Genomic DNA, 4341 nt, shown 5'->3' with positions numbered 1-4341 from the left:
GTCAACGACCTTCTTCTGGTAATCTTTCAGGAACATCCCTATTCTCCCGCTCTCCGAAACAGGTTGTACGGAATCCCGACATATTCAATCGATTTATCTCTCATATATTCTTCTTCCAGAAAACAGGCCGGCGCGTAGATGATCAGGCGCTTCTGCGGATGACGGGCGGAAATCTCTTCTGCCAGATCCAGATTGAGCGCCATGTGAGTCAACTCCTCAAAATTCTGCTTATACACTAAGTAAATCACCGAACTGCCCTGTTTGCCGACGTAATAAGTCTTTTCATTGATCGCCTGTTTTTCTTTCAGGCTATCGCCGGTACAGAGATAATAGACATATTCCGCGAACTGATTGTAGGTCGGCAACTCTCCGGCCAGCATCGTCTCCGCGTCAATCGGTATCCCGACCCGTAGGTACCAGAAACCGGAATCATAGCCATATTTCTCGATCGCCCGTTTCACCCGCTCGCGGGTAACGTCCTTGCAGATATTCTTGTCCGGCTCTTTCGGTGTGGCTTCGGTCATCTGCACCATGATGCACTGCCGCTGGCCGCCGTCCTCTTTATTCAACTCCATCACCGCGTGCATCGTCGTACCCGAACCGGCAAAGGAATCAAGAATAATATCATCTCGATTTGCCGACTGCCGAATAATATTTATCAACAATTCAACTGGTTTTGGATTATTAAACACTTTTTCTGAATTAAACATTGATTGCAATAATTTTGAGCCTTGGGTCGTTGTTCCATAATTAGTCCATTCTTGGGCAGTATCGTAATCAATATCTTCATTTAAATAAATTTCTGCTGATCCTTCTCCCCACCACGATGTTTCTATTTCTCCATATTCCTTTTTTTCGTCCCAAAATACTTTTAACTGGGGGCCACTTTCTCCCTTTCTCCCAAATAAAACTCTGTTTTCTTTTAGTAATTTTTTAAAATTATCTTCTTCAGTCCTCCAATGCCTGCCCTTTGGAGGCAAATATTTTTTACCAGTACTAGGATTGATAATTGGATAAGTAAGGTTTTCTCGTACATTTGGTGCATCAAAAGGATCGGCTTTCCATAAACCTCGCGGATCGTTATCAGGATTACTGAATTTCGATTTATCTAATAATAAGGGCTTAAATACAAAACCCGGCATTTGGTACCATTTATCAGCGTTACTTGCTTTTAATCTTCTTTCTGTCTGCCTTCTGTTCTTTGCATAAACCAAGACATAGTTGTGATTGACACTAATGTCAGTATCATTTTGCACGGATTTCCTTGCTTGCCAAACGATATTTGCTACAAGGTTTTCTTCATTAAATATTTCGTCCATTATCGCTTTTAGCGAAGCATATTCGTTATCATCTATTGTAATAAAAATCGCTCCATCATCATGAAGTAATTCCCTCAATAATTTCAGACGAGGAACCATCATACATAACCATTTGTCATGTCGTGTTAAATCATCTCTTGAAACTTCTTTTCCAAACCATTCTTTAAGAAGAGGACTGTTTACATTATCAGAATAGACCCAGCTTTTTCCTTCTTCGACATCGTTACCTGTATTGTAGAGAGGGTCGATGAAGATACATTTCACTTTCCCGGCATAGTGTGGCAGGAGGGCTTTCAGCGCCAGCAGATTGTCGCCTTCGACGATCAGGTTGCCGTTGGCTTTTTCCGGCTGGAAGTTCAGTTCATCGACTTCCTCCAGCGTATGATAAGGCACGGACAGGTGATGATTCCAGATGATGTTTTTACCTTTGAACTGCAAGGTTGGCATAAGTTACTCCGTTATATTAGAAAACCCCGATAATAAACCGATCAAGGATCGTTAGAAATATATTTTGCATTTATCCAATTAAACGATTACTTAATATTAAATGTAAATCAAAATATATCCTGCACAGGCAGATCCTGACTGAATTGAGCTTTCAGCCAATGTAACATTACTAAGTTGCGGACGGCGCTGGCGACGTCCTTTTCATCGAGTGGCGGACGGCGCCGTTTCTTCCATTCCATGACATGGTCAAAAATCTCCTTTTCGCTGACTTCGGCGCTGTCCTGCTTCAGTTTACGGGAAGAATACAAGATAGTCGATACTATTTCCGCCTGATGAGTATCCATCCGCATAAAAAGATCGGCAGTCTTTTCAATCACTTGTTCATATTTATCGAGAATCTCCTTGTATTTTTTCCGCATGACCGAATAGGCACTCCCGGGTAGATATTGAAAACCCTGCCCATTATGTTTCTCGATCAGCAGGTTATTGTTGGCCAGTACGGCAATCGCCTGTTTCAAATCCTTCGCAAAAGGTCCGTAACTGCTTTCTTCATATTTTAATCCGGTGTTGACTCCCTGAGCGGTTACAATATATCCGATTTTCTGAAAGAACGTCCTCCCAATCGGCCGGTGATAGGGATTCTTTCCAATCCTATCAAGAACTTCAATCAGAACTATCCACTCAGGGTGAAATATTTGATCTTCTTTCTTAAAAATGGCTGTTTTGTTCTGTAGTTCCTTAGATGAAAGAAATTCTTTTGTCATCTGTTCTTTCGGCGACTGGAAACTGGCATATAATTCCACCGGAATATCAATATCCTGAAATTTTTGGTAGAGCAATGGCCCGACGTCACGCCAATCTAATTGACCGTTGCCGCATCCTAATGGCGGAATAGCCAGTGATGTCACGCCCCATTCTTTGTAACTCTTCAGAATGATATCAATACCCTTTTTAATATCCTGAATCTTTGAAACGGAGCGCCAGTCATCTTTCGTTGGAAAATTAATAATCCAGGGTTTTACCAGTCTTTTATAAATATAGGGTTCTCCCGGTTTCAATAGCCTCTTGTCGCAACGATCTTTATAATCGCTAAACATATCCGGAAATTGTTTTTTAAAATCTGCCGCAATCCCCTTACCCATGACCCCAATACAATTAACCGTATTGACCAAGGTCTGAGCCTCGGATTCCAAAATATTTCCTATTTTGATCTGTTTAATCATTTGGCTAAAAAAACATTCCTTTCTCCACTGTAATTTGCACCTGAATTTCCATAGATTCAAGATGTGTTTTGGCGGTATTGTCATAGACAATTATCCCGATAATATATTCTGCAGGAACTCTGTAAGGAATCAGCGCTTCAGCACATTTGATCGATTTATGCTCCACTAATTGAATTGAATCTGGATGATTTGTCCAATATCGGTCGTAAATCATTTGGAAATTCAATTTATTTAAACCAGTCTCAACCGGATAGAACGCGGCATAATCGCTGGAGGCATTTCGATCGCAGATAATCACGTCTTTCAGCAGTAATATCGTTTTTCCAATTTGTAAAATCGCTATCTCATTATTTTGATCTCTTATTTTACTCAGCATTGGATTATGAGCATCCAAATATAAATTGGCATAATCATGCAGTTTCATTCCGCCGGGAATCTGCTTGTTTTCCCGACGCTGTTGAATAATTGGTGAAGCTACTGATTCATGCTTAATCTCACTCACCTGATTATGACAGAGAATCCCTTTTTTAAAAATTGATGGAATTGTAGAGATATGGCTGATATAGTATAAATCGTGAATAAGACTGATATCTATCATACCATAAAATCCACAAAATAGTTAAGAATATCAATAGGAATATTTCTCTTTAGGGGAATTAGTAGAGGCACGACGCGCCACGCCTTTACCTTTTTCATTTGTGCAATGGAGTTGCAGGTCTTCATCTGGGATATTTTGTCCTAACCGTTTTTTTCTATATGGAAAAATTTGGAATTTAGCCTGAAATACGCTATCCTTTCTCGTTACTTTTCAGGAGTGAATCGTAAGGAGACTCGAAGAATGCGATTGATGAAAATAATTGTTCTGTTGTTTTTCGTACTTGCCGTGGCGCTTTTCGCGCAGGATTCGACGATCACGTGGACGGAGATCACCGGTAATTATTCGCTTCCAGACGGCATTAAAGTGTTCAAAGGAACGCGATCGAGTCCCAAACTTCAGGCATTTTATTTTAACGTCGATCTGAATAACGAACAAATCGCCGTTCGTTCCTACCTCACATCATCCGCCGCCAATGTAAAAACGTTGACGACGCGATTTGGGGCGATTGCCGCCGTGAACGGCGGATTTTTCAGCGGTAGCAGTTCTTTATCGTCTGTCATTTATCCCGGCGAAGTGATGGCACAGAATGTCACGGCGTTAACGCGAGATCCTAAATCTTATCCGGTCATTCGCAGTATGTTCAGCCTCAATAAAAATTTCGAGCCGTCCGTGAACTGGATTTATCACTTCGATAGCACGGTCAGCGGCGTATATCAATTTACCCAACCGCTCGCTTACGTATCGAACGATCCGA

General features: G+C 41.3%; 4 protein-coding genes. 1 reads left to right on the top strand and 3 read right to left on the bottom strand.

The annotated features are described in order from the left end of the window. Positions 1-38: 38 nt before the first annotated feature. The 3 genes from COT43_05035 to COT43_05025 form a co-directional block, all read right to left on the bottom strand. Positions 39-1766, bottom strand: coding sequence for a site-specific DNA-methyltransferase (locus tag COT43_05035; protein ID PIS28998.1), 1728 nt, complete (start codon positions 1764-1766; stop codon positions 39-41). A 107-nt stretch (positions 1767-1873) separates the two neighbouring features. Then, positions 1874-2989, bottom strand: a complete 1116-nt coding sequence (locus COT43_05030) for a hypothetical protein (GenBank protein ID PIS28997.1) — start codon at positions 2987-2989, stop codon at positions 1874-1876. Positions 2990-2993: 4 nt separating this feature from the next. Next, the gene (locus COT43_05025) at positions 2994-3587 is read right to left on the bottom strand and encodes a DUF4433 domain-containing protein (GenBank protein ID PIS28996.1); all 594 of its coding nucleotides are present in this window, start codon (positions 3585-3587) and stop codon (positions 2994-2996) included. Positions 3588-3827: 240 nt separating this feature from the next. On the opposite strand from COT43_05025, the gene COT43_05020 reads away from it, so the two are divergent. Then, positions 3828-4341 (top strand): hypothetical protein (locus COT43_05020; GenBank protein ID PIS28995.1); only part of this gene is annotated, 514 nt, incomplete at its 3' end.

Source organism: Candidatus Marinimicrobia bacterium CG08_land_8_20_14_0_20_45_22 (genome assembly GCA_002774355.1).
In the GTDB taxonomy this organism is placed as follows: domain Bacteria; phylum Fidelibacterota; class UBA2242; order UBA2242; family UBA2242; genus 0-14-0-20-45-22.
Note: the sequence above shows the minus strand (reverse complement) of the source record. Positions and strands in the feature narration are given on the sequence as shown.